At 33.9% G+C, this 516-nt stretch carries 1 protein-coding gene; it reads right to left on the bottom strand.

Annotation, left to right across the window (positions count from 1 at the left end):
* On the bottom strand, positions 1-488 hold a 488-nt coding region (locus IE260_RS43555; protein WP_229881870.1), incomplete at its 3' end, for a hypothetical protein.
* Positions 489-516 lie beyond the last annotated feature (28 nt).

The following is a 516-nucleotide window of genomic DNA, read 5'->3' as shown; positions in this document are numbered from 1 at the left end:
ACCGAAACGATTTTTGACTTGACATTAAAAGAAGCGTTGATCTTTGTTACAATCTCATCAATCAAGCTCTCACTATCAATGGCATAAGCGATCCGGGCTTGATGATTCAAACCCTCCCATAAAGTTTCAAATTTTTTAAAATTTTCTTTATTGATTTTGATTTTTTCACTCTTTCGCTCGTTTTTGTTCCTCACTCTAAAATGACCCACTAAACGATCTTTTAAAAAATCTTTTAATTTTTCAAGATCCAGGTATTTTTCATCTTTTAATTTTTCTAGTTCTGGCTCTTTTTCTAAAAATTCGTTTTGATTGAGAGTGAGTTTAAAGTTTTCATCATCTGTTTTTTCTCCAAAACCCAAACCCTCTAATGTTTCCAATAAAGCCCCATAATACCCTTTTTTAACAATACCGCTTTTTTCTAACTCTTCACCGCTAAATACTTGTTTAATCAAGCTATGCTCGCTTATCTCTTGCTGAATCGCTCCCACAAAATCACCCTCAACTTGCGGCACGATC

The organism is Streptomyces viridiviolaceus (genome assembly GCF_014650995.1).
Taxonomy (GTDB): domain Bacteria; phylum Actinomycetota; class Actinomycetes; order Streptomycetales; family Streptomycetaceae; genus Streptomyces; species Streptomyces viridiviolaceus.
This window is presented reverse-complemented; position numbering and strand designations above follow the sequence as displayed.